The sequence below is a fragment of the Janthinobacterium sp. HH106 genome, from assembly GCF_001758725.1.
In the GTDB taxonomy this organism is placed as follows: Bacteria; Pseudomonadota; Gammaproteobacteria; order Burkholderiales; family Burkholderiaceae_D; genus Janthinobacterium.
In genome coordinates this window covers 300,467-324,854 of record NZ_LRIC01000048.1, presented here as the reverse complement: position 1 = coordinate 324,854, position 24,388 = coordinate 300,467, and the positions used below count along the sequence as shown (strand labels likewise).

General features: G+C 59.2%; 29 protein-coding genes. 1 reads left to right on the top strand and 28 read right to left on the bottom strand.

Going from position 1 to position 24,388, the window contains the following annotated elements; all coding sequences use genetic code 11:
* Positions 1–4 precede the first annotated feature (4 nt).
* Genes JAB8_RS19075 through JAB8_RS19060 form a run of 4 tightly spaced genes read right to left on the bottom strand, consistent with a single transcriptional unit; the run spans position 5 to position 3,166 of the window.
* Positions 5–1,120 carry a baseplate J/gp47 family protein gene (locus tag JAB8_RS19075; protein WP_070217950.1) on the bottom strand — a complete coding sequence of 372 codons (1,116 nt, stop codon included), beginning with the start codon at positions 1,118–1,120 and terminating at the stop codon, positions 5–7.
* Complete coding sequence (locus JAB8_RS19070) at positions 1,120–1,566, bottom strand: phage GP46 family protein (RefSeq protein ID WP_070290983.1); 447 nt, start codon at positions 1,564–1,566, stop codon at positions 1,120–1,122. Before JAB8_RS19070 ends, JAB8_RS19075 begins: the two co-directional genes overlap by 1 nt.
* Positions 1,563–2,069, bottom strand: a complete 507-nt coding sequence (locus tag JAB8_RS19065) for a phage baseplate assembly protein (RefSeq protein WP_070290982.1) — start codon at positions 2,067–2,069, stop codon at positions 1,563–1,565. Before JAB8_RS19065 ends, JAB8_RS19070 begins: the two co-directional genes overlap by 4 nt.
* The gene (locus JAB8_RS19060) at positions 2,066–3,166 is read right to left on the bottom strand and encodes a phage baseplate assembly protein (RefSeq protein ID WP_070290981.1); all 1,101 of its coding nucleotides are present in this window, start codon (positions 3,164–3,166) and stop codon (positions 2,066–2,068) included. The genes JAB8_RS19065 and JAB8_RS19060 overlap by 4 nt, the downstream gene beginning before the upstream one ends.
* A gap of 26 nt (positions 3,167–3,192) precedes the next feature.
* Here JAB8_RS19060 and JAB8_RS19055 point away from each other — a divergent pair, with 26 nt between their 5' ends.
* On the top strand, positions 3,193–3,423 hold the full coding sequence (locus JAB8_RS19055; RefSeq protein WP_070217942.1) for a hypothetical protein: 231 nt from the start codon (positions 3,193–3,195) through the stop codon (positions 3,421–3,423).
* Here the strand turns inward: JAB8_RS19055 and JAB8_RS19050 are convergent, their stop codons facing one another.
* The 24 genes from JAB8_RS19050 to JAB8_RS18940 all read right to left on the bottom strand — a co-directional run bounded on the left by JAB8_RS19050 (position 3,424) and on the right by JAB8_RS18940 (position 24,164).
* Complete coding sequence (locus JAB8_RS19050; RefSeq protein ID WP_070290980.1) at positions 3,424–3,987, bottom strand: hypothetical protein; 564 nt, start codon at positions 3,985–3,987, stop codon at positions 3,424–3,426.
* Positions 3,984–4,877, bottom strand: coding sequence for a DNA circularization N-terminal domain-containing protein (locus tag JAB8_RS19045; protein WP_070290979.1), 894 nt, complete (start codon positions 4,875–4,877; stop codon positions 3,984–3,986). The genes JAB8_RS19050 and JAB8_RS19045 overlap by 4 nt, the downstream gene beginning before the upstream one ends.
* On the bottom strand, positions 4,874–6,811 hold the full coding sequence (locus tag JAB8_RS29575) for a hypothetical protein (RefSeq protein WP_070290978.1): 1,938 nt from the start codon (positions 6,809–6,811) through the stop codon (positions 4,874–4,876). The genes JAB8_RS19045 and JAB8_RS29575 overlap by 4 nt, the downstream gene beginning before the upstream one ends.
* A gap of 122 nt (positions 6,812–6,933) precedes the next feature.
* A complete protein-coding gene (locus JAB8_RS19035; RefSeq protein WP_070290977.1) occupies positions 6,934–7,236 on the bottom strand; it encodes a phage tail assembly protein in 303 nt (100 codons plus the stop codon).
* Positions 7,237–7,239: 3 nt separating this feature from the next.
* The gene (locus tag JAB8_RS19030) at positions 7,240–7,608 is read right to left on the bottom strand and encodes a phage tail tube protein (RefSeq protein WP_070290976.1); all 369 of its coding nucleotides are present in this window, start codon (positions 7,606–7,608) and stop codon (positions 7,240–7,242) included.
* A gap of 48 nt (positions 7,609–7,656) precedes the next feature.
* The gene (locus tag JAB8_RS19025; RefSeq protein ID WP_070290975.1) at positions 7,657–9,138 is read right to left on the bottom strand and encodes a phage tail sheath subtilisin-like domain-containing protein; all 1,482 of its coding nucleotides are present in this window, start codon (positions 9,136–9,138) and stop codon (positions 7,657–7,659) included.
* On the bottom strand, positions 9,135–9,335 hold the full coding sequence (locus tag JAB8_RS19020; protein WP_070290974.1) for a DUF2635 domain-containing protein: 201 nt from the start codon (positions 9,333–9,335) through the stop codon (positions 9,135–9,137). The genes JAB8_RS19025 and JAB8_RS19020 overlap by 4 nt, the downstream gene beginning before the upstream one ends.
* 33 nt (positions 9,336–9,368) lie before the next feature.
* Positions 9,369–9,932, bottom strand: coding sequence for a hypothetical protein (locus JAB8_RS19015; RefSeq protein WP_070290973.1), 564 nt, complete (start codon positions 9,930–9,932; stop codon positions 9,369–9,371).
* Between the two features lies 1 nt (position 9,933).
* Entirely contained in the window at positions 9,934–10,248 is a 315-nt protein-coding gene (locus JAB8_RS19010; RefSeq protein ID WP_139143086.1) for a hypothetical protein, read from the bottom strand.
* Positions 10,249–10,262: 14 nt separating this feature from the next.
* Positions 10,263–10,493: a hypothetical protein gene (locus JAB8_RS29155; RefSeq protein WP_139143085.1), complete on the bottom strand. Its 231-nt coding sequence runs from the start codon at positions 10,491–10,493 to the stop codon at positions 10,263–10,265.
* Between the two features lie 2 nt (positions 10,494–10,495).
* The gene (locus JAB8_RS19005) at positions 10,496–11,560 is read right to left on the bottom strand and encodes a major capsid protein (protein WP_070290971.1); all 1,065 of its coding nucleotides are present in this window, start codon (positions 11,558–11,560) and stop codon (positions 10,496–10,498) included.
* A gap of 65 nt (positions 11,561–11,625) precedes the next feature.
* Positions 11,626–12,042 (bottom strand): head decoration protein, encoded by a 417-nt coding sequence (locus JAB8_RS19000; protein ID WP_070290970.1) that lies wholly within the window; start codon positions 12,040–12,042, stop codon positions 11,626–11,628.
* A 31-nt stretch (positions 12,043–12,073) separates the two neighbouring features.
* Positions 12,074–12,661, bottom strand: coding sequence for a hypothetical protein (locus JAB8_RS28645; protein ID WP_070290969.1), 588 nt, complete (start codon positions 12,659–12,661; stop codon positions 12,074–12,076).
* 18 nt (positions 12,662–12,679) lie between these two features.
* Positions 12,680–13,546 carry a S49 family peptidase gene (locus tag JAB8_RS18990; RefSeq protein ID WP_070290968.1) on the bottom strand — a complete coding sequence of 289 codons (867 nt, stop codon included), beginning with the start codon at positions 13,544–13,546 and terminating at the stop codon, positions 12,680–12,682.
* Positions 13,546–15,105 (bottom strand): phage portal protein, encoded by a 1,560-nt coding sequence (locus JAB8_RS18985; protein WP_070290967.1) that lies wholly within the window; start codon positions 15,103–15,105, stop codon positions 13,546–13,548. Before JAB8_RS18985 ends, JAB8_RS18990 begins: the two co-directional genes overlap by 1 nt.
* Positions 15,106–15,173: 68 nt before the next feature.
* Positions 15,174–15,440, bottom strand: coding sequence for a gpW family head-tail joining protein (gpW, locus tag JAB8_RS18980; RefSeq protein ID WP_070290966.1), 267 nt, complete (start codon positions 15,438–15,440; stop codon positions 15,174–15,176).
* A gap of 7 nt (positions 15,441–15,447) precedes the next feature.
* Positions 15,448–17,592, bottom strand: a complete 2,145-nt coding sequence (locus JAB8_RS18975) for a terminase gpA endonuclease subunit (protein WP_217494231.1) — start codon at positions 17,590–17,592, stop codon at positions 15,448–15,450.
* Positions 17,519–18,037, bottom strand: coding sequence for a terminase small subunit (locus JAB8_RS18970; RefSeq protein ID WP_070290964.1), 519 nt, complete (start codon positions 18,035–18,037; stop codon positions 17,519–17,521). Before JAB8_RS18970 ends, JAB8_RS18975 begins: the two co-directional genes overlap by 74 nt.
* Before the next feature lie 146 nt (positions 18,038–18,183).
* Positions 18,184–18,861: a hypothetical protein gene (locus tag JAB8_RS18965; RefSeq protein WP_070290963.1), complete on the bottom strand. Its 678-nt coding sequence runs from the start codon at positions 18,859–18,861 to the stop codon at positions 18,184–18,186.
* Positions 18,862–19,163: 302 nt separating this feature from the next.
* Complete coding sequence (locus tag JAB8_RS18960) at positions 19,164–19,811, bottom strand: hypothetical protein (protein WP_070290962.1); 648 nt, start codon at positions 19,809–19,811, stop codon at positions 19,164–19,166.
* A gap of 3 nt (positions 19,812–19,814) precedes the next feature.
* The gene (locus JAB8_RS18955; RefSeq protein WP_070290961.1) at positions 19,815–20,099 is read right to left on the bottom strand and encodes a hypothetical protein; all 285 of its coding nucleotides are present in this window, start codon (positions 20,097–20,099) and stop codon (positions 19,815–19,817) included.
* A 303-nt stretch (positions 20,100–20,402) separates the two neighbouring features.
* Positions 20,403–23,213 (bottom strand): DUF5906 domain-containing protein, encoded by a 2,811-nt coding sequence (locus JAB8_RS18950; RefSeq protein WP_139143084.1) that lies wholly within the window; start codon positions 23,211–23,213, stop codon positions 20,403–20,405.
* A 37-nt stretch (positions 23,214–23,250) separates the two neighbouring features.
* Positions 23,251–23,697: a hypothetical protein gene (locus JAB8_RS18945; protein ID WP_070290959.1), complete on the bottom strand. Its 447-nt coding sequence runs from the start codon at positions 23,695–23,697 to the stop codon at positions 23,251–23,253.
* Complete coding sequence (locus tag JAB8_RS18940; RefSeq protein ID WP_070290958.1) at positions 23,694–24,164, bottom strand: YmfL family putative regulatory protein; 471 nt, start codon at positions 24,162–24,164, stop codon at positions 23,694–23,696. The genes JAB8_RS18945 and JAB8_RS18940 overlap by 4 nt, the downstream gene beginning before the upstream one ends.
* Positions 24,165–24,388 lie beyond the last annotated feature (224 nt).

The following is a 24,388-nucleotide window of genomic DNA, read 5'->3' as shown; positions in this document are numbered from 1 at the left end:
AGGATTATGAGTAGGTAATAACGCCGACAGTCGGCAGCGTGCCGGCGGCGTTGATGATGTCAGTCGTGGGCGCAACAATCACAAAGTCACTGACGCCTGCGACCGCAGCAATGGCGGACCAGGCGAACGCGATCGGCGTGCTGCCTCCGGTAGCCTTCCCTGTACGAAAAAACACATCGGCAAGTGCGGCCCGGACAGCGGCTTGCTTCCCCACCGGAATACCAGACAGCGAAAAATTTACGGGGGCGGCCAATGGCGCAACCACGTAGACCAGCGCAGTGACGGGCTGCACTGGAAAAATATGATTGGCAACGACCAGCTGGTCACCGTTCGCCGCGACCGCCCGAGGCTCTTCCGAAGCCACACCATCCCCACCTTGAGGAAAGCCTGCTTGCGCTGCATTGGCGTTATCAAACATGACATACACAACGACCGTGCCAGCACCGAAAGAGTTAGGGGAGCACCATGCGCGCGTAACACCAGGCACCTCTTTGGCCCAGCCCACGTAATCGCTACGATCGCCGCCTTGCGGCGTGCTTTGGTAGGCTTCAAGCATGCGGCTACGAAAAGGGTCGTCTTTTTCAATATCAGCGCCGCCAGTGAAGGCTACACTCACCACGCCGTTGGCCTGAATGCCGGCGTGCGCTTGGCTAAGGGACATGACAACTCCCACCGCCGCATTGCCAAATGCCCCCGCGCTACCTGCTGGATCAGCAGTGATGGTGGCGCGGACCGTCACGCGCCCACCAATCTCCACCGCATCATCCAAGGTGTATGCAGTTGCGCCATCGCCGCGTACCAGAGTCGTCCCTGCCCCGATAACTGAGCCACTCGTGGCAGAGAAAGTCACCTTCCCTGTTGCCGACGTCGCCCCCTTACGGTAGATTCCTTTCAAGGCTGCCCAGCCTTCAAGATACTCGTCTGTGGCGGTAAATGGATTGGCCTGCAGGGCGATCCAGTCCAAATAGCCATAATGCAAATTAGCAAGGTTCGCCTGAGCAACTCCTATGATATTGAGGTTAGAGAAGCGCAGCAAGGCATCTGCGCCTGGCAACGCTGCGGAAATGTCCTGCGCGACCTGGCTACGCAGATCACTTAACGTGGGACGTGTATATGGCATCAGTTAATCACTTTCCAAACCCAGCTTGAGTTCATCGGAATTAATGAACCCTGGTCGTTGTAGGCCACAACATTGGCCGCGAGCATCGTGGGCGCCGACCATTGCGTCGTGATATCGAACCTGGCCACCACGCGATCAGCAATGAGCCATTGCAGCGCCTCAGCGATGTAGTCGTTTGCCCGCCGTAGCGTTTCCGTGGTTTGCTTGGCTCGATCGAGCAGCCACATGCGCGACCCCACCTTGTAGGGCTGGTCGACGTCGCCAATCCATCCACGAGGATCGCGCGTTCCGTCAGGGATGTCATCATCAGGATTTGCCTCCCGATCGGAGAAGAGACTGATGATGATGGCCGTCTCCAAATCGCTACCTGTCTGCAGCGCCAGGCCATCCATCGCCCAGTCAGCGCGACCCAGGTCGCGCACCCAGATTGTTGCTGTATCACTCATGTTGGTATCGGCTTTCCTGATGTATCGCCGCCAGCCTTCACGCCAGCGGTCTGATGGTTGACCAGGCTGACGCCAGAGGCAGTGACATCGCCGGTTGCATCAAGATCGCCATGCAGCTTGATACTGCCGTGTATCGTGATCGGTAGCCCTGCACTCTGGATGACAATGCCGCCATGGGTGAGATGCACCGACTGGCCGAGGCTGTCGTAAATGGCGACTTCACCCGACGCCAGGCTTTTCATGCGGTAGGCCTGGCTGCCGATAGTGACCGCGATTCCATTGGTCCGATTGCCACCCATGAATGAAACGAACACATCAGATCCGATTGGAGGATTCGACGTAAAGCCGAAGTCGTGTGGCGCCGGCAGGTTGTCGATGATTTCCATGCCGCCGAACCTCACCTGCAGTTTCTGCACTGGTCCGCTGTCGTCCACAAAGGTCACGCGTCCCCGGCCGAACGCCAGCAGCATGCAACGGTACAGCCGCTCAATCGCCCCGATCATGGCGCGCCCGCTGCCGGCACATCAGCCAGTACCTTGTACAGCAGCATCGGCTGCGGAATGAAGGCGTCCGGCGGCATGATTACCAGCTCGCATGTCGTGCCGCTCTGCCCATCGCGCTTGTAGCTCACTTCACTGATCAGCCAGGTCGTGGGCGCTAGCTTTAATGCCGGAAAATCCACCGCTACCAGGGTGTTCGGTGCATACAACGCACCGTCGGAATCACGCCAGCCGTCGGTGCGTACCTGCAACCGCCGCGAGCGGCCAGATCGCCGTGCCACTTCCCAGTTGGCGCGCCGCTTGAGCACATCAAATCCGCTATCTCCCGATTCCGCGATCAGCACCTTGCGCCGATGACGCGGCACATTCGGATCGGTCACGGTGGCTACCAGGTTCCCGTCATCGCCAGCATCCGAGAACGTGTCCAGGTTCTGAATGAACGCCAGCACTTCGGAGAATCGTTGGTCCATGGAATACTCCAAGGAAGCAGACTGTACGTTGACACCCTGCTTGAAACCGCTGGCCGCCGATACTTTCCCCGTTTGTGTCAGAAACAAATTCCCAGCAGGATCATCGTAGGCAAGCAGCCCCGCATAGCGGCACAGGCGCTCGATGATCTCGAAGGCTTTTTCTCCGAGCATCAAGTTGAACTGATGTAGAGGCGGTCCAGCATCCGTTACATCCGTACTGACGCTGATCGGATAGGAGGCATCTCCCGTCAGTGAAATACCATATGGCGCAGCAAGCTTGCGCGCGATTTCCAGCACGCTCGATCCGCTGATCTGTCCACCTGGCCACTCTGCATCACAATCGACCAGGTCCGCGCACTTTCCTCGGCCGACAACACGGATTGCGTGCGTTCCGGCATCCATGGAAGGAATGAAGCGGTCTACGTAGCCGGTCATGACCAGATCGCTGCCCAACAACACCTGACACGCGTCGCCTGGTTGAATGACGAAAGCACCAACCTCCTCTGGATAGAGTTCGGTCATGACCACCTCGAAATCACTAGGGCACCGTTCAATGCCGCGCGTAACTCGTACCGAGGTCCAGCCGGACAAAAGTCGACCTCCGACAATTAATGTGAGATCATCAGCCATATTGTTCTTTATGAAATGTGAATACCATGAGCATCGTTGTTGCGTTGACGATCATCTTTTCGGATGGGTATATGGGCGGCTCCGTGCATGCCCGCGACTTTAAGACGATGGCCGAATGCAAGAAGTTCGCGCCACAGCTGGTGCGCTACTACACTGGCAATGGTCATCCCGCATCGTTCGTATGCGAACGGGCCGAAAAAATGGAGCGCCGAGGGCCCCCAGAAACCCACTCTGTTCAAACCCTACCTGCCGGTTAATTACGAAGACCGTGCCTTAAAGCTTGTGGGCATGAAGGCTGGATGAATCGGATTTGCCTGCCCCACCAGCTCATCGGCCCGCCCAGGTGTGCGATACAACCGCTGGGCCAGCACCGGCGCCGGCACCGGCTGCACGCTAGTGACAGTGATAATGGATGCCAGGCCGGCGCCACGCGTGGCCAGATCCAGCGACACCGCAGACCGCACCTCCCGCAATGCATTGAATGTGGCGTCCTGCCCCTGGTCGCCAGCGATCGTAATTTCAGCATCGAGCAACGCGCAAACCGCATCGCGCACCGCCGCCGCATCCTCCACAGAAGTGGGCTGATAAGCTGCAGACGCGCGGGCCAGTGCTACGACAGCGGCCCGTCGAAACATGTCGCCAGTGGCGTGTTGCACCGAGGCCATTGCCGATCCGATTGCCGACGACGTGGCAGGATCAGGGGGCACATTGACAGCCAGAATGGACAGCAAACGCATAGCGTCGCCTGGTTGCACTGCCGCATCCTTGACTGCGGCCGCCAATTCGTGCGCCGCGTCAACAAGTTCGCTACCTGTACTCATGATCCCAATCCCGATGCCGTTGATGTAAGTTTTTCGACTGCGCTCGAAACAGCCGTGCGAGCGGCCGAGCCAAGCGCTATCAGCTTGGGAATGGAATTGGCCGCAGTGGAGACTGCACCAGCAGCCACCGCGATGCCGGCAATACCATTGCCCTTGGCATAGCGGCCAAAGCCACCCTTGAGCGTACCCACCATGTTGTATAAGTTCGTCGCGTCGTTAGCCAAACGCTGCGCCTGGCGCCCCCAGGTAGCCGCCGTGCTGGCAACCTTCGCAACAACTGCCGCACCCTGCTTGAGCGCCGCTGATGTACTTGCCAGGAAGTCGCCCTTGGATGCGGCATCGGCTTGTGCGCATGCCTTCAATACCGCCGAACCCGTCGACACCTGCACACTCGGGAAAACCCGTTTCCCTGACTCGATGAACGTGAAACTTAGTTGGAATACCCGTCCCTGTTCCCACTTTTCCTCAGCCACGCATTCAACTGCACTGGCGGTGAGCTGACCAAGCGTCGGGTGTATCAACTCCCCACTGCCTGCAGTCTCAGCTGCGGCGATCATGCGATCACGCTGGGCAATCACATCGTCACCAACCAGGAATCCCGTCATTGTGATGCGACGCACCGCTCGGCCCAGGTCTTCCACCCAGACTGTATCGCGGTACGGATATTCATGAACCGCCGTACGGCGGCCGAACTTGATACCACCTCCCAGGACACCAAAAGGCACACCGCGCCAAGAGGCGGGCCGCAACTGCGCAGCCCAGCCTGTACCCGAATCACCGCCCAGGCCGCCACCACCGAAATCGGCGGCAACGCGTTTGATGGTGTTATCAGCAATGCTGATAGTAGTAGTGATCGACTGCAACGCGCCCAGGGCGCTATCGATACTCATCCTGCCGCCAACGTCGGCATCGCGTGACTGACCCTTACTGGGACCATATTTCCACCTTTCGTACTTGCCGTTGCCGTCGTGCCAGCTGGCGCATTTTTAAAGTCGACCACAACCCTGGCCACAGCCTTCTCGACCATATCCTTGCTGAAGCCGCCCTGGTTACCCTCTTGCCTGATGATGGCCGATACGAGTGGTGCCACAGTTGCCTTATCTGTGAGATCAAGTTTCTGATTCGGGCCAAAACCAGTATTCTTGGCCATCGCATCGATGTAGGCTGCAGTATTGTTTTCGCTCGCTGGCGCCCACTTACCGATAATGCTGGCGATACTGTTGAGGCCATGCTTGCTTTGCTGAGTTTGCAGGTTTTGGATCATCGCGCTCAAGCCGGCTTCAGGCGTCGCAAACCGGGCAAAGCCATCTTCACGCGGGGTATTGCCCCATGTGCGCAGGTTGCCCGGATTGTTGTTCCGGATGCCGCGAGGGCGCGTGTCGCTGCCTGGTGACGACTCCCAGTCACCAGAAGCGCCGTGGCCGTTAAACCGTCCACCTCCTGGCATGGCCGGAGACGCACCCTGTCCTTCGGGTGTAGTACTCCAGCCATCGCTGACACTCTTTGCGCCCTTGGCGAGCTTGTCAGTTGATGCGGCGATCTTGCCCTGTCCACTGGCAGCATCGTCGGACATGTCACCCCACATCCGGCGCCACCACTTGGCGAGTCGGTCCCAGTTCTCATAGATGAGCACCGCAACTGTCGCAATGGCGGTCAGAATGGCAGTAATTGGATTGGCCAGCATCGCCAGACGCAACAGCCCCAGCGCACGGATCAGCACAGGGATGGTGACGGCCGCCAATCTAGCCAGACTGATACCAAACGAAGCGATGCTGAGCAGAAATGGCCCCGCCATGACGCCCATTACCAACAGAGCGGCAGTCTTCCAGCCACCGAGAGCATCGACAGTGTCTGAAATGCGAGACAGAAAACTACTCATACCGTTCAGCACGTCATTGAAGCTGATGCGGTTCAGCCAGTTTGCAAACGCCTCGACAAACTCGGTGACGCGGGTGGCGATCAGGTCACGATTGGCCGCAATCCACGCGGTCAGCCGTTCGATAAAAGGCTGCAGCACCGGGATCAGGCGGTCACCGATTGAGGTCTTCAGACCATCTGTCGCCATATTCAGGTAGATCATCTTCAGGCCAAAGCCCTCTGCAGCGGCAATGCCAGCCTGCGTGCGCGATCCGCCGAACTCAGCGACCTGGCGCTGATACTCCTCGATACCCTGCGCTCCTTTTCGCAACAAGGGCAATGCGGCTTCAATGCCGAACTGGCGGGCCACCAGGCTTTGCACCTGAGCACTTTTGATCCCGGCGATATAAGTTGCGATGTCTTTGAAGCCACGGGCCGCGTCGATGGAACCATCTGCAGTCTTATGGATGCTGACGCCGATCTTGTTGAGCAGCATCAGCGCGGACTGGTTGCGCCCGAACAGCGCATCCTCCATCGTATCGCCAACAGATTTCAAGCTGCCGGTCAGTTGCTCTGACGACACACCTGCCAGGCGCGCGGCACCGCGCATCGACATCAGGTCCGAGGTGGCCACGCCCAGCGTTCCTGCCGTCTTGCTCACTTCAAAACCAAGCTCCCCCCATCCGGTAGCCAGCGCGAACAGGCCAGCAATCGAACCGACGCCAATCACTGCGGTCATTGGCGCGACGATCGACGACACCTTTCCGGCAACATCGCCGGCCGCGCGCCCCACGCCAAGCATCGCCTTCCCCACCTTGTCGAGGCCCATGGCATTGGAAAACTGCCGAACAGACTGTTGAATTCGCACCAGCGGCTGGGTCACGCGGTTTAGCGAATTATTAATCCGCTGTACCGTCTGAGTTGCCCGGTCCACCGCCGAAATGACGATCTGAAAATTATTTGCCATTTACTCAGTCCCTGCCGCTTTGATGATCCTGTGCGCCTGGTCATTCCACCATGCCAGTTCGGTCCAGGTCAGGGACCATGCATCATGCGGCCCCCAACCGTAGTACTTGGTGAGTTCTGCGACTACATCTCGCCAGTTGCCAGGCCACCACCCGTAAAGCTGCCCAAAAAATCGGCGGCCTCCTGAAAGTCGCGCTGCGACAACTTCTCAACAGCGCCACGAGGTACCTTGGCGATGATCGAAATCAGTGCAATGGCAATGTCAACGTTGCCGCCGGCCTTCGATGCTTTCGACAATTCACCTGCCGTCGGCTCACGCAGGTTCAGGGTGCTGTATTCGACTTCGCCCAGCTTGACTGGTTTGCGCAGCTCCAATGTTTTCTCTTCTTCGGCCGGAGCCACCACTGCGGTATTTACTTGATTCATGATTTACGCCTCCTCGACGCTGAAACCTTCCCATTTCACTTCGAATGTTGCCTCGGTGGTTTTCACCTCCAAGTCACCCACGGTCCACATGTTGCGACCGATAATCGTCTTGCCATTGGCCAGTTCGACAGTGACGGTAACGTTCGTCATTGCATTGAAGCTAGCCACGCTCAAGCCGCCGGCATCACGGATAGATCCGGACATGCTGCCTTGCTTCGGCTTTTCCGAATAACCATGCACCCGGTCCTGCCCCATCAGCGTCTCGCGGGCCACCTTCGACACGCTATAGGCGAAATCACCAGCCAGCATGTAGTTGGTGCCGTCGACGGTCAGGTAAGCAATCCCGGCCAGCCGGTTGGTTGTATCTGCCATAAAGGCTCCCTAAAATATAATTGGCCGCACGTGGCGGCCGCGGTTGGCTTACTGAAGACGGAACTGATTCAGCAACGCAAAAACGCGCAACTGGTTGATCAAAATTCCAGGGAACAGGACGTCGACCCGGTTCGGGTTCTGACTGTTTTGCTGCACAATCAGCCCTTCCTTGAAGGCATCGCCGTTCTGCACGAAACCATCCGCTTCCAGCTCGCGGTACTTGGCGATCAAATCGGCCCGGATAATGTTCGGCGTGACGATGGCCGAGCCGGACGCAAAGCGCGTGCCATCTGCCGCCAGCTTCACGCGTGCGTATTTCGACGTCACCATCGTCTTGAGCGCACGCAGGACATAGGCCAGTGTGAACATCGTTTCGATCTGCAAATAACTGTTATCGACATTGCCGAAACCGTTTTTCTGATACGTCGTAATCAGGTTTTGAATGGCCACCGTCCCGTCGTCGGCCACTGAAAATGTTGAAATACCGGAGTACAGCAAGGAATTCTGCTCCGTCAGCTGGAAACGCATCTGCAACGGTGGCGCCAGCACGCCCTGAATTGCCACCGTTTGCAATGGCAACGCTGGGTCCGCGCGCAGGCTTACCGCTGCGGCGCCAGCCATCGATGCCGCCCATAGCCACGTGGGCGTGGGCGAGCCATTGACGCCCATTACGGTACCGTGCTGATCGTTACGCGCAGTGCCAAAGGTCACCTGCGCGCCGAAGGTGCCCTTGTAAGCAGCAAAGTAGTGCCCGTACAGTTGCTGATTCCAGGCCCAACGTCCCGTGCTGTCATTGAGCAAACTTTTGAGCGCATCGAGGGACGCGGTATCCGTGTACGGGCTGACGATGAAATCGAATTCCTGGCTACCCAGATTCGCCAGGGCCACAGACAACGAGGGCGCTGTTGCACCACCTGCCATTGGCCCCAGCGTTGCACTCAATCCGGCCGGTAGCGCCTCACCACCGCGCGTACCCAGGTAATTGAACTGCAGGTCGATATCGTTGCCGCACGGCCCCTTGTTGACTGCGGTAAGCGTCACGACACCCACCGCCGCCACCGCATTCACCGGGCAGGCCGCGTCGGCATTGATCAGCGCGGCCAAGGCAGTGGCCAGCTGGGCCACCGTTTGGCTGGTCAAGGCGGGCAAAGCGTAGCGCACGCCTGCGACGTACAGATACAGCGTGCCGTTGACCGTAGGCGACGTCAAAAAGGTGACCGTGCCGACAGCGGCCGATGCAGCCGCATCGTCCGAGAGGGGCAGGTACCACACCTCACCGAACGTATCGTTCGCGCGGTACGCCGCTGTCATCAATGCCAGCATCGAATCCTGACCGCCGGCGATTGCGGCGTCCGCCGCCCCCTGGGAAATAATAGGGACATTGGGCACTGCAGTGCCAGCGGCCGTGATCTGGCCAATGATCAGCGCGCGCTGATTGGACTGGGCGCTGTTGGCCCGCGAGTTGTCCACCTCGGCGTAAAACAGGGGTACCCGGATATTGGCCGGGATATTTTTAAAAGGGAGGGTCATTCCTTGCTCCGGTTTTTCGATGTCGCTGCATCGGCCATGGCCGATTTCTCTGCCACTGCCACTGCAATGACGACATCCTGGTCATGAATCCGGCGCTGCCAATATGGCGCGTCGGGCACCTCCCTGCCCTGTTCGGGCAAGAAGTCGTGCAAATCAGGGTCCGGAATCCGCAGACCCGGCGCAGGTTTTACAAACATGGTGAACTCCTGAAGTAAGAGCGTGAAGTGGCGTCAGCCAGCCACATCGTGGCTTGATGCGAACATTGGATTGGGATGATTGCCGGTCGAGTCGTAGGCCTGGCCAGCGGTAAAGACAAGACCGAAGTCTCCCAAATCCACTGGATCACCGGGTTTGAATGCGTCGAAGCTTTCCGGCAACTCGGCCTGCAAAGTCATACGGGCAGCCCCAAAATGAACGCGGCCATCCGCCGTAACCTCTGTGCGCGTGTCGCAAGAGACCAGGGCCGCCGCACAGGTCAAGTCATAGCTCGAAAAGAGCGCCGTCTCGATGGCGAAACACAATGCCTCAATTGCATCCTGTGCGGACTCAGCGGTCATCCCGCTCACTCGTGCCTCAATTTCGATACCGACGGTCGTAGAGAATGTCGGCTGACCTTTCGATAGGGAAACCTTCCGGTCATCCGGTGAGCGCAAGAGAATCGCCGGCAAATCTTCCGGAGGCGTATCCCAGTCGCCAGGTGAGTCTATGGTCACCTGGGAAAAGGTATCTCCGGTCAGGGCAGCCAGGGCAAGCAGGCGGATATGCCGGCGTGCCAGGATGGATGTGTTAGCCATCTCACTCCCCCACGTAATTCAACAGCAAGAGCGCGCCGCCAATACCGCTCAGCTGCACTTCCTTGACTACGAAGGTACCGCCGCCATGCAACGCGGTCGACTTGATAGCCACTCGATCCTTCTGCTTCGGAGGCATAGGGAAGTCTGACAAGAGCACCCCCAATGCAGGCATCTCCGTGGTCACGCCCATCCCACCGGTCAAGTCAAGGCTCTTGTAGGCTTCATGGAAGGTACCCTGGATATCAAACGCTGCACCAGCCATCGGCTGGTACCGCGCCTGATCACCAAACACAGCCATGACTGGACCGTTGACCATGCGATTCCAGTCGATCATTCTGCGGGAGGGGATGGTTCACCTTCCCCGTCCTTTTCAAAAGCCGGGCCCGGCGCGATGGTCGGCGCAGTCGCGGCAGGGTCGAGCAGATAACCGCCCTTGCGTAACCACGCCACTTCATCTGCAGGCAGTGTCACTTCACCACCTGGACCAACGTTAGCGCCTTCAAATTTGACGGTGCGCCCCGGCGCGACCACTGCTTTGACAACTTTTTCAGTTTTGGCCATGATCAGAATACTTTCGGTGTTGCTACGGTTGCGCAGAGCGAGGCGTTGACACGGGACGGGATGACAATCGGCGAGGACTGCATCATGATCAGGCGCTGGGCCGGGTCATTCTCGAGCCAGGTCTTCGGAGCATATGGCATGGCTGTGTAGTTAAAAGCCGGGTCCAGGATCTGGCCGAATGCACGCGTGCCCATCAGGTCAGGACCGCTCATGATGACCTTGCCGTCATCCACCATGGCACGCTCGACGCCCTTCTCATCGATGTACCAGTCGTTGTAGACCCACAGATCGTACTGGCCCCATTTGCCCTTGTACTGGGCGCCACGCTGGACCTGCGCGCCGATATTCACGTTGTTGCCTTCGCCGGAACGTGGGTAATGCAGCGAAGTTTTGACGTTGCTGTCGAGCTTGAAGTATTTCCACGACGTGGTCGTGAAGATCAGATCGGTAGCGGTGCCACCCGACTTTTTCAGGATGACATGCCCCCACTCCTCAATGCAGTCCGATGGCGCGGTATAAATGCCATTGGCTCCGACCGCCGCAAAAGCCGTGTCCCATTTGTCGGCACCGGTCAATGCGAGCGACAAGCCAGCATCACGGCCAAAATCAACTTGCACTGCGGGGAAGCCATCGCCCACGATCAAGACCGTACCTGTCATCAGCGCCGAGGCCGCCATCCATTCCAGCCGGCGGTCGATCATGTCGACCTGGTCGGACATTTCCGCTTCGAGGTTGGCCGCTTCGCGTGCTGCGCCAGTCAGCTCGCCGCCGATACGCTCACCGATCATGCGGCGTACGGGTTTGCTCAGGTCAGGGGCGCGCTTATCCTTGATGTACGCCGGCTTAAACTGGTTGGTCTGCAGGCGGCGCTGCTCGACCAGCTTGCCTTGCACCAGCGGAGAAACAAACGGCGACATGCGGCGCAGGCCGACATCGACGTCGATCGACACGAACTCGCTGTCGGACATCACGATGTTCGGGAAAAAGCGGTCCAGCAGAAATTTCTGCGGACGCTTCAGGTTGGGCACCACACCGATCAGGACATTGGTGTTGAACAAAAAGGACATAGATTACTCCGGGAATTTGGACGAAAAAAAAGCCCTCATCAGAGGGCCTCAGGGGGCATTGCCGATCAGGTTGGATCGGCAGCGGATACCGAACCCTTGACGTAGATCGACAAGGGCCGCAGCGCCGCAGCAGCTGCAGCAATCGTGATGCCGGTGCCCAGGGTCATGGCGGCACCGTTGAATTCGCCGGCGAGATACACCCCGGCATTCATATCGCCAGCAGTCGCGTCGACGTTGTCGACAGCAACGACTGCCGGATTCTGGGAACCATCGGCAGCGGCAGCGAGCGCCACGACGTATTTGCCCGATGCAGTGATACGGCCCAGCACGGCGCCACGCGGGAACACCTGGCCGGCCAGCACGGTCACGCTGTCCGTAACAAGCGGATGGCGACCAGCGATCAACTGATCCGGGATAAAGGTTTCGGCAAAAATGCCGGGAATCTGCGGGTTACCACCCACGGAATTGACGGGGAGACTCATGCTTTGCTTCCTTTGTAGGACGGGTTGAAAACTATTTTTCGCCGCGACGGATCTTGCCGGCCGCGATGATCTGCGCCGTAACAGCGGCGTCACTGCCAGCAGCAGGAGCTGCTGCCGCACCGGCGCCGACATTCTGCGGTTTCACACCGGCCATGCGGCTGGCCAAGCTCGACGGCTGCGGCGCGCCACCCATAGCGAAGGTTTCCAGCATGCCGATCGCTTCAGCGCTGGGCATGCTGGTATTGAAGGCCAGGTGCGCGGCGACGTCTGGCCGCGTGCCAGCTGCTGCGCATTTGAAGATCGCGGCACAGCGGGCACGCTCGTTCACGCGAGCCGCCTTTTCCTTGTCGTCTTCGTCTTCTTCGGCTTTCTTGGCCTTTTTGGCTTCGTCTTCCTTTTTCTTTTCTTCTTTTTCTTCTTCTTCGGCGCGACGGGCGTCTTCTTTCTTTTTCTCTTCCTCCTCCTCTTCCTCCATGCGCTTGGCATAGTCTTCGTCGGATTCGTCGGTGCGCTGCTTCTTGTCGTCATCGTCGTCGCCGTCTTCGGCTTTGGCGCCGGCCGGCATGCCCAGCAGGTGTGCGAACGACAGGGATGCCATCATCTTGGTAATTTTGCTCATGTATTTTCCAGTAAAAAGTTAGGTAATTTCGGCAAGCAATGCACGAAATGCTGCATCAGGGGCCAGTACATCATCTGCAAGCGCCTGGCTGACGCCGGCCGCCCCCAGGTAGGTTGCGGCCTGGGTATCGCGGACAACCTTGGCCGAGATATTCCGGTTGCGGGCGACGGTCGTGACAAACAATTCGCCCATCAAATCGATATCCCCCTGGAAGCGCGCAAGCGCCTCCGGAGACAGCGGGATTTCGGGATGTCCATCCGCCTTCGACTCGCCGTAGGTAATGAACGTGACCTTGAAGCCTGCGCCGGTCAGGGCCTTCGACCAATCCATATGCATCCAGATAACGCCGATCGAGCCGACGCCACCAGTGCGCGGCACCGTGATACGGTCGGCCGCGCTGGCGATCGCGTAGGCAGCTGAATAGGCGCACTCGTTCAGGATCGACCAGATCGGCTTCTTGCCGCGCGCACGGTAGATCGCGTCGACCAGGTCGAAACAGCCAGCCACCTCACCACCCGGACTGTCGATGTCGAGCATGATGGCTTTCACGTCCGGATCGCTCATCGCCATCAGGAAGTTCTGCCGGATGCCGTCATAACCAGTCATGCCGGACCAGGGCCGCAACGAGCCGAGTTTCTGCACCAGCGTGCCGTAAACCTCGATGATGGCCACACCGGCGATTACCTCGTAGCCGGCACGGCCATTGCGGCCCGGCGATGAATAAACTACTTCATCGTCTTCCATCATCAGCGGCGCTGGGTTCAGGCGTGCGATCTGGCTGATACCCAGCCGGTCGGCCAGCGCTGCCATGATGACCTCGGCCTTGCCAGGCGCGATCGCCAGCGGTGTGTTGAACAAACGCTGGGCCAGGAATTCAAATTTCATCAGGTAGCCTTTTCTTCCTCAGTTGCAGACTTCGTGTCATATCCAGCCGCCCATTCCGGCAGCTTGATGCCCAGCTGCTTAAAGCGAGCGATCTCAATGGCGCGCTGGTTCAACGTCTCGCGCCAGTCGACACCGCCCAGTTCCGCCGCCTCGTCTTCGAGTGTGGACAGGCCGGCATCCATGCCGAGGATGGAGCCCTGGCGCTCTTTCACCGGATCGATGATGCCGCGACCTGGCCCCATCCACTTGGCGCGCGAGTAAGCCGTCCGGAATTCGTGATACTCCGGCGCGCGGCGTGGCAAGGGCAGGTTGTCGACCTCCATCGCTTCCTCAGCAAAGACGCTGACCAGCGACTGGCCAAAACCAACGGCGTAATCATTGCGACGCCGCGACAGCGTTTTCCAGGCTTCCAGCATGGCACCACGCGCCGAGCTGTAATTCACGTCCGACCAGTCGTTGTTGACCTGCTGCGCCGATAACCCGGTCCCTGCAGCAAAGTTACGCAGGACTGCAGACTCAAAGGCCTGAAAATTGGCGTTCGGCCGTGTTGCGGAGACCGCGTTGATTTTCTCGCCCGGAAAGAGAATTGGCATGCGAGAGCCGCCAAGCTTAATCCGGCGATCATCGTGAAACTCCTGACGCTGAGTTTGATAATCCTTCAGGTCGTCGCCTCCCATCGCCTCTTCGACAACAGCCGGGTCATACGGCGACTCGATGTAAGCGGCAAAGATAGCGTTGATGATCGATGCATCGAGCTCGGCGCTGTCGTACTTGACCAGCATTTTCAGCCGCTGCAGCACCGGCGCGAAAATTCCCACACCCCGGTGCTGGCCGGCGCGCTCATGGTCAAAATCATGAATGATGATCGGCCGGCCCCAGTTGGTCTCCCGCTCGATGCGCTCCCACGTCACCGACTTGGCGCCGGTGAAGAAGTCGCCCTGGTGCGCGCGGCGGATGTGATAAGCAACCGCCGCGCCGTATGCATCAATCTCAACGCCACCCCGGATCTCGTTGCTGTCAAATACCAACTGCGGGTTCGACAGACGATCCGGGTCCAGTATCTGGATGGCAGTTGCATATCGCGCGCGGCCTGGACCCTGCCGTTCTGGTAACCAATGCACCATGGCCAAGGCATCGCCATCAACAAGCTTGTGGCGAAAGCCGAGGCGCATTTGCTGGCCCACTGTCATTTCGCGCTGGGTATCGCTGTAGCGGCCGATATCGTTCGCCCAGGTTCGATAGCTGGCCTCCAAGCACTGCCCGAACTCATCGGCCCACACGTGATCAAATTCCTTGATTCCCGTGTGGGCGCGCAGCGCAGCGTAGTCCGGCTTGAAGATCGGCCGGAAAGAAGCGCCGATCGCGTTGTCCAGAATGCGCGTGACAGCACCAGATGCCCAGCCATCGTTGCGCACCATGTCGCGCACGCGCGAGACGATGCGGTCGCGGTGCATATTGAGGTCGCCATCAGGCGAGCCCAGGTACGGGTTCCAATCAGCCATGTGGTCGCCGTACATATCGGCGGCATCGTATGGGGAACCACCGGCGCCGGACAACATCGACGCTCGACCGCGATGTGGCGGCAACGGCTGGCCGTTTGGCCCGAGGATTCTAATGGGGCTGCCCATCAGAATCGGAACCGCATTGGGCGACGTGCGCGGCTGACAATACCCACCTGCTGCTGCAGCGTCCGGATCAGCACAATCAGCTGTGAGATATTCGTCTGAGTGTATGTCACGGCGCGCGCGCCGTCACCCTGGGTGTATGAGTAGGACACACCCTTAGCACCAGTCGACAGATCGATATATGCCTGCTGCGCTTCGGCCAGCGTTTTTTTCAGCGCGTCCGTGGGCATGCCCGCCAACAGGCTGGTGGATGGATCAAATGGTTTCATAAATTTCCTACGCGAAGCGTTTTCGTTTTTTCAAAGCCGGCGCTGCGGCAACGGATATCACTCGCACGGCAGCCGGCGCAGGAATGGGTGGGGCTTCAGATGGTTGCGCCGACTCGATGGGCGGCATCCCTTCTACCGCATCGGCCATATCACTCTTGACCGGCGCTGCGCCAGCACTTGGCAGCACAGGAACATCCGGCTGCTCATCGTCATCAAACAATGCCGCTTGGCTTAACCTAGCCTCCAAAGAACTCCATTGCGCCGGCGTGCGAAGATGAACTTTCGCCGCGCGGCTCGCATGCAGTGCATAAACCTCGCAGTCCAGCACCTCGTTGCGACGGCCGATCTTCTTTTGCCAGGCCTTGACGATATGGCCGTTGCTAGTCCGCACTGGTGCTTTGACCTCCGACTCCAGCAGCTGGCTGTAATACTCCGGGCTGGCGTTCCGATAGGTATGGAACCGGCCGGGTCCATCGCCTTCCAACGATACCCGGCCACGCTCGCCTATCAGCAGGTCTTTGGCGCGCGACGTGCCGACGATAAACACCTGCAGGCCATACTTCGCCGCCTTAGTATTGCGCCGGTTCGTGTCCTTTGTGGGCACCGGCCGCGCGAAGATCTCGGAATCCGTCAGGCTCGAACCCTTGATGGCCATGACGAATTCGATACCCTTGCGCTGTCGGTTTCGCACCCACTTGTATGTGGCGTCGGACGTCGTGCCGTCCGACGTATCCAAGCTGACGGCGGAAACGCCAATCTTGAAGCCACGCACCGAGCGGTATTTGTGAAACAAGATTGCGTCCAGGTCAGCCCACACGGGATCTTCATACACGCCAGGCGTGCCGAATATCCGGATGTACTGCACCAGCCAGCTCTCTTCGCCACGGCCATAGGCACGCAGCACCACCTCGATGCGGTCATGCTGGATATCGATACCGGCGACAAGGATCAGCCCACCGATCGGGACCGTGTTTGCCTCGTAATCCAGTTCGCGCTCCTGAAGCGCGCCAGCGGTCGGCATGTCGCCCTTGTACGTATAGGGCAATCCCTTGCTGCTGTTTACAAATGCGATCAGCGGCCCCGCATCACCACGGCTCAGGTCGTGCAATGCCGTCAACCACTTTTCCATCAGCAACGACATGCGCGAACCGGGGAACGGACTCATCAGCTCATTGAAGTAAAAGCCGGCGACGCCACGAAACGGCGCAGTAGCGACCCAGCTCCCCTTGCGCACATACCGATTCTTCTGTGCATCGTTCCAGGTGCTGCCGCAGGCCGGACATGCGTAGTACGCTGTCTCGGGCTGCTTGGTCCCAAAGATCGGATGGTTCTGCAGCGGATCTTCCAGGCAGCGCAGGTTCTCGAAGTCGAGCGGATGCGCCTCGCCACAATCGCCGCACGGGATCATCGCCTGGCGCTTGTCCGAATTTTCCATTTCAGCGACGACAGCCGAAACACCCTCGATCGTCGGCGTGCCGCCAATGATCAGCTTCGGCCGAGCGTATGTCTTCACCCGCTCCTCTGCCAGCTTGATCGAGTCCCCCTGTCCCCTCAGATTCAAATTGCAATCGTCGGGTTCTTCTACGAAAACGCGGGGCGTCGGCGTCGACTTCACCGAGGACGGCGAATTCGAGCCGACCAGCTTCAGGAAGCCGCCGGGGAACCGCTTGAACAACTGGCGCTGCTGCGCCTTCCTGCTGCGCAGATCGATCTTGCCGCGCAAGCGGGGCGTCGCGTCGACCATTGGTTCAAACTTCTCGGCCATGTATTCCTTGGCCGACGCTTCCTTCGGGAACAGCCCGAGGATCGGCGACGGGTCACTGTCTACCCACTTCGCCAGGGCGTTGCCAATCACACCTGACGTCCACGCGATCTGCGCGGACTTCTGCCCAACGACCTTGCGTACGGTTGGATCGTCGATCGCATCGAGCGGCCCGTTCTCCCACGCCAGGTATGGCGTCACGTCCAGGTTGTACTTGCCAGGCAGTTGCGACTCCAGCTCGGACAGGTAGCGGTATTTCCGTGCCCAGGCGCGGGTACTGATTTTCGGCGCGGGCGCCCAACGCCGCTGGACTTCTTTAATCGTCGTCGCCACCGTCTGGCGCATCATCGCCTTCAGGGTCGGGTTCATCAGAATCGAATGCGTCGACATCAAAACTCTCCAGCTTGGCCAGCGAGGCCTCGATCTGCACCAGGATCAGATCGGTATCGACCGTGATGTTATGCAATGCATGAATTTCGCCCACTAGCCTGAGCGGCAGTGACAACAGTTCTGTTTTGGCCGCGATGATGTGATCGGACCAGGCGCGCTCGAACAGTGCGGCCGGCGCCAGTTGGCCCAGCCTCTCGGCCAGGTCGACTTCGACCATGTCCGCCTTCAAACGATCCAAGCGGTCACGCGGCTTTTCTGCGGAGCGGCGCGCGATGTCGCGCTCGATCATCCACTGGATGACCTTGGCAGTATCGTAGCTATTTCCAACGCCCCGCCCCCCATTGATTTCAAAAGGGAAGCCTGGTTCTTTCTGCCACTCGGTGAATGTCCGCTCCGACACGCCCATGATCTCCGACAGGTCGCGCTTGTTGACCAGCTTTCCCATATCGGTACCCAGTAATCTAAAAAGGAAGGAAGCGTATGCAATTCCTCAGCTAGAGAAAGAACGGGGCGCGCAATGCCCTCGGGAGCAAAACCTCCAGGGAGGACCCGTTGATTTCGGCGCCGCCTTTACACTCGACCGGCCGGTCGTCAGGGACGTGCCGTCCCCATTGCTTTGATCATTGCCTTATCCATCTCGGCATTGAAGTTGGCATTGATCATTGCCGTTGCCCGAGCGTGGTAGCCTAGATGTGTTCTGACCGCGAGCGCATCACCGAATCGAATCAACAGCTTCAGTGCCCCGGACGTGTTGACACCCCGCGAACTGACGCGCGCCTTGCCTGTCTTCCTGTTGGTGATCGTTGCCTTTATTGCCGTGCGCTGCCATACACCATTGACGATTCCCTTCTTTGTCTTGACCGGGCCAATGAAGATATCGCTGCGCCCTTTCAACGCGGCCAGCGTACCCTTGCGCAACTGTCCATACTGATTGAGCGCGATGTCTTTGGGATTGAGGAGCGCCTTGCCGGCCAGCTTATGTACACCACCACGCTCATAAGGCTCCAGATACTCTGCCGCCTTGTCCATCACGTACACCTTGGCCACCAGGTTATCCTTGCGCGCCCCCATCGTCTTCACCGAGCGCAGCGTAAAGGGCGACGGGTTCTTGAGCTTGGCAGACAAATTGCTAACAGCATCGGCAGCTACCAACTTGGACAGCGACGTCAATGCTAACGCTGTGGCATATGGCATTTGCCGCTTGGCCAAGTCACTCAACCCGCGCTCTACGTCTGCGAGGTTCGTCCGAACGGATATTTCAAGGGCCATTCTTTTTCCATCCAGTACTTGTGCAGACGTCTGCACAAAACATCCCACAAGAAACGCGGCCGCCTTGTGGTTGAGGTGTGCGCCCCTGCGCCCTATCATCAACACAAATAAAAAAGCCCACCGAAGTGGGCAAGCACCAGAAACGAATGTATCCCCCGCTATGGAGCGGATCGAGATAGATCACCTCTTTCGCTGTTGAGAAATCGTCTCGTTAAACGCAAAAAAGCCCGCTTGTGCGGGCTTTAGGCGTTACTGCTGCGAGAATGACCGAAATATACACCCGCTGTAACAGCCGCGTCAAGCTATTGCAAAAACTCCTCGACAACACCATCAGCAACAAAGCTTGGCGCGAGGCGGCTATAGGCCTTCTGCTCAAGCTCCCGCACATGCCCGTGCATCTTTGTCGACGCCCGCTGGTAGGTCATGTGGCTTGCACCGAATGACTTGGCGAGGTCGCGCACCGTGATATCCAGCTGCTTATGGTTGGCGAACAAGCGCCCCAGCATGCAGTCGACTGCATGCGGGTTCAGCCCAGGGAACATTGGCCGGAACCAATCCGCCAATCCCTTGATGGCCTCGATGCGCTCGACCGAGAAGGCAAAGCGCCGTCGGCCATCCACATCCTCAAAGTCCGTCTGCCCGTACTTCGCTTGCAACACCCACATTTCCGTCTTCGGCAGCCTATGCTTTACCGCCTGCAGCACCATGGCACACTGGGCGCGCACCTCGTTGCCATCCAGTCCGCCGAAGTTAATTGTTCCCGACGCCGCGCCGCGCAGCTGCTCCAGCCAGCAACGCTGACGGCCGTTCAACTGCACCGACTCCATCGCCTTGATCAGTGCCGCGCGCAACGGCGCGTCCTGCTTTGCCTCCTGGGCCATGATCAGGAACGACACATGTACCGCCTGACCCACGTTTTCAAATACCGCTTCTTCCGCTTTCACTTCCATCACCTAGCCCCTTTTCTCGTTATCAATCGCCTGCTGATCCAATGCTGCCTGCCATGCCACTTCGCCCATCCGCCCCACATACCGCCCAGGCGTCCTATCCAGCGGCACGCCCTGATAAACCGGCGTGCCCACCTCATGCCCATTTTCAGTAGCGTGGAAGCCCTGCCCACCACGCATACCGCGCCGTATCGCCGCATCCACCACCTCCGCCCCAAATGCCTCGCGGAACGCATCGATGATCGCCGCCACCTGGGGCATTTGCTCCCGCATGCTCACCTTCTTGTTCATCGTCCTGCCCTCCACTTCCTTCTTCGATGAAAACCGGCCGTATTCCGCTAACCCGTCATACCCATCACATACCCATCACATCGCTAACCCGCATGAATACTTACTTGTGATGGGTATGAGTACTGTTATTACTTCTTTCTACTTTCTGACAAAAAAAATACAGCGAACCATCGACATTCAAACGGCCTTGTCCATCAATGCGCACATGTGTGCGTGCGCGAGAACCCGTAATACCCTTCATACCCATCACATTCCAGCATCCATGCGGGTTTGCGATGTGATGGCTTTGTGCTATGTGATGGCTTAACCCTCAACATCGGCAGCATCAACCCCGCTGCGACTCCGGTATGCCCTCAAACTTTTCTCGAACAGGCCCGATGCATCTGCCGCCCACTCTGCAAGCGTCTTGCCCTCTGGCTTCTTCCCGGCTAAAAACACGTTGCGCTGCTTTACCACCGATCCCAGCTCATACTTGATCAGGTGCTTTTCCAACGCCTCGCCGGCGTACCGCAGCACGGTGGGCGAGAAGATGGTCTGTGAGATGTACTTCGATTCCCCGCTCTTGTCGCACCACACCTTGTAGGCGTCGTATAGCTGGGTAGCGCCGCACGTGATGAACGGCAGCGGCAGGAAGCCCCGGCTCCAGTCGCGGTAGAAGCGCTCGGCCGGCGTCAGGCTCTTCTCGATCAGGTCGTCTTTGGCATCCGTGTAGATCGGCTTGGTGTGCTCGTCAAAGTCACCCATGTCCAGCTCGTGCATGAGGTAGTGGTAGTACGCCTCGATGCCGCCATTGGCGATCTCTTCGGCCACCTGGACGTAGAACTCGCGCGACAACGCCGGCGGCGTCCAGATCACCAGGTAGCGGCGGTCCGTCTTGTCCAGGGCCAGCGGCTGCAGCTCGTTCGACAGGAACACGAAGTTCATGTGGTTCGCCTCGCCATGCTCGGGCAACCCCTTCGGATTGATGATGATCATGTCGCCCGACACCAGGTACTTGAGCTTGCCCTTCATGTGCTTCAGCTCCGAGCGCGTCACCACCTCATCGGCCACCATGAACAGCTTCATCGAGGCCCAGTCGTTGAACTGGCTCTCCAGCTGCGCATTGCCGATCACATAGCCGTACTCGCCGTAGATTTTCTTGATGACCTTCTCGAAGAAGAAATTCTTACCGCTGCCCTCGTCGCCGTGCATGATGATCGACGTTTCCATCTTGGCGCCGCGATTGCGCAACGGGTAGGCCAGCCAGCGCTCGACCCACTCGACCAGGGCATCGTTGCCATCGCACAGGTGCGCGATCAGGGTCTGGATGCGCAGGCAGCTGCCGCGTCGCGGCTGCATCGCCCATCCGTTGAACAGGTTCACGGTGGCCGTCGCGCCGCTCGATGCCGGCGACGGAATGTCCTGCGGATCAAAGACGATGTTTTTCTTCAGCACCCAGCGCCGCGCCTCTCCGCCCCAAAACTTCATGACGTCGTTGTTGGCCACGATGGTGCGCATGCTGCTGATCTTCATCAGCATCCGCTGCGACACGTCCCACACCAGGTCCTCGCCATACACCAGCACGAAGTTCTTCAGCACGTACTCGACCTGATTCCAGTGGTCGGCGCCGTATACTTTTTTCGGTTTGTCCTTCGCCTGCTTGCCGTCACCCCCCGCCCCCGGCGCGGAAGCGGAGCCGCCCTCGTCAGGAGGCTCAGGCAGCGATCCGTCGGCGTATCCCGCTTCCAACGTGGCGGCCAGACGCGCCTCGCTATCGTCCGCCTCTGCGTCGATAGCGCTCCTGCGGGCTGGCTGCTCCGCACCAGGGGGAGGGGGGGATTCGTCCGTCACGCCTTCCAGGAACAACACCCCGAGATCAAGCACTGGCGCGATCACGCCGGCGTCGGGAAAACCAGAATCTGGCTGCTGCGCAGCAGGGGGAACGGGGGAGACGCCAACGGCTACGGCAGCAGCTGCAGGCGGAACCATTGAATTGCCCGCTGGCGCGGCGAGAGGAAAAGGAACGGCAGATTTAGGCTGCTGCGCAGCAAGGATGGCAACCCCGATCAGCGCCGCTACCTCCTCAAGCCCCTCCTCAATTTGCATGTCGTTGAAATCGCTTAGCTTGCGCCCTGCCCTGTCGGCAAACGCCGGAACGACCATCGACGTGCGCTGCATCTTGCGGCACAGCGCCGAGCAGCTGGCCACGCCGGCGTTCTTGAACGTGTAGCGCTGTTGCCGGCGGCCAGTACGCACGTCCGCCTCGATGTACGGCACGCCGGCCGCGTCCGTGCGCCACCAGGCGGTCACCTCGACGTCGGCACCGTCATCGGCCAGCACCACATGCGAGACGCCATCGATCGGCACGGCGGCCAAGACCTGATAGTCCTCGCGCAAGCGCTCGATGAAACGCTGGACCACCTGGTCATCATCGTCCACAAGGAAAAGAAGATGCGCCTGCGGGAACGCCTCGCGCAAAGCGGAAGCCACGGACGCCAAAGAACCGGCGTCAAAAGCCACGGCCACAGGCAGGTCGACGCCGGCCAGAGCTGCGGCCGCACGCGCACTCGCACATGTGGCGTAACCCTCGCCCACCGCGATTACAGGCGCATCAAGCGGCCGGCCAAGCATGTGGTATGCGCCCGGCTTGTCCATGCCGGCGTTGTAGCGCTTCTCGCCAGCCTGGTCGATCTTCTGCAGGCCGATGATCTGGCCAGCGCGCTGCAGGGGAATCAACAACGCGCCGGCGCGGTCGACGCGCACGCCCTCGCCGGCAACCTGCTTGCGATCAAGGTACGGGTGCTGCACAGCGATACCTGCGGCTTTCGCCCACTGGTCGCGCGCGCGGTTGGCGGCCAGCTGCGCTTCTCGCAGCTTTTTCTCGGCCTCGCGCTGTTCGTTCTCGCGCAGCTTGGTCGCAAACTCCGCGCGCTCATCATCCGTCATCGCCTCGGCGTCGACGGTGACAGGTACGGTATTCCGGTTGTCGCCTTGGTGGAAACCAAAAGCGCCAGTGACGACCCTACGGCCGGTCTCGAGCTCCAGTTCACGCAGGATGTACCAGCCCTTTTTCTTCGGGCCGAAACGGTGAAACTTGCCATCGAATACAGGGTGATTGGGCGGGAGTTGCGGCATGTCGTATGCCGCCATTTGAGCAACTACCTGGTCAACATTACTCACTGACAATGGCTCCCGTCACCCCAGGCATAGCCAGGCCATGCGGCACGCGCTGACTTCCCATACGGGAGGGGATTGCTGCATAGTCAAACGAGCCAGGACGGGCCAGCGGTGCACGCACCATATTCGCGGGTGACAGAGGCAGTTTCTTGCCGACATAACGCGGCCCTGCGACCTGCCCTGCCGGCGCCACGTTGGCTTGAGTTGAGCGGCCAACAAAATCCCAGCCTTTTTGCGTCACCGCGTAATCGCCAGCCTCACGGCGCACCACATGACAACGCATCAGCGAGTTAATGATTTCGCGCTCAAACGCTGTAATGGGGCGCGTCCACGTCATGGCTTTCATCCAGCCATGCAAGCCAGCACGGCCGCCCAGCTGGACCAGCTTGCGAAAGGCGAGATCAGGGCGTGTTCCGGCGCGCGGGCCGAAATGCGCACTCATGCCGCACCATCCTGGCCGGCTTCCGGTTTGCAATACACGCGAATACTCATCGCCATCATTTCGGAAAGCGATTTATGGATGCCATGCATGATGGCATCGAGTTCAGCACGTTCCTTCTCGTCGATTTCATCGTCGCCAGCGATGGCCGCCTCGAAATGCTCAGCGAAGCGCCCCAAGCGGATATAGACCTCACGAAACTTCTTAGCGATTACTTCATTCCCATCCGACAAATCAGCTGGCAACTTAACGAAGGCACCGCCGCTCGATGCCGCCACGGCTTCAGCAAACAGCGTCGTGTTGGAGAACGCCTGAAGCTGCAGGGCCGTGTCAACAGCAACGCCCTGCCCCTTGCGTTCGTAAATGCGGTTTTCCAGCCCGTTCCGGCTCATGCCCAGGGCGGCTGCGATTGCGTCCCAACCGCCGGGAAATGCCCTGATCATGGCAAGGTACGATTTTTTGATTTTCACAACATTTCCTTCTTCTTGGTGGTTGTTCTTGCTACGCGGTCAAGCTACGCTTGCGACATGAAAATTGATCCTGCTCACACCCTGCTTCGCGGATCGACACCGACAACGGAATGCTCCGGTACGGTGTCAAGGATGTTTGTTGGCGATGGCAGCTGACGGCCTGCACGACCCGGGCCAGGGTCCAGCCGCCCCTCTGAACTAAAGACTTCTGGCCGTGCCAGTTT